This window comes from Pseudomonas sp. 1176_21, from assembly GCF_052850635.1.
This window is the reverse complement of record NZ_VXCV01000049.1, coordinates 1-354: the sequence shown is the minus strand read 5'-3', so window position 1 is coordinate 354 and position 354 is coordinate 1. Positions and strand designations below refer to the sequence as shown.

Here is a 354-nt window from a genome sequence, read left to right as displayed (position 1 = left end):
AATCGGGCTTGCCGCATCGCCGGCCAGATCGGCCAGCGACACAGGACGGTAAGTGACGTGCACCGTGGTCTCGGTGATGCCGTACATGTTGATCAGTTGCGGCTGCTGATCGCCGAAGCGCTCGAACCAAGGGCGCAGGCTATGCACGTCGAGGGCTTCGCCACCGAACACCACGTAGCGCAGGGCGGGCTTCATCTCGGCTTGCGCCGGAGCACAGGCCACCTGCATCAGCTGTTTGAACGCCGATGGCGTCTGGTTGAGCACGGTGACCCCCTGCTCGCACAGCAACTGGAAGAACTCTTCCGGCGCGCGGCTGGTGGCCTGCGGCACGATGACCAGCCTGCCGCCATACAA

At 64.4% G+C, this 354-nt stretch carries 1 protein-coding gene; it reads right to left on the bottom strand.

Going from position 1 to position 354, the window contains the following annotated elements:
* Window positions 1-354 (bottom strand): AMP-binding protein (locus tag FW760_RS26060; protein WP_446444126.1); only part of this gene is annotated, 354 nt, incomplete at both ends.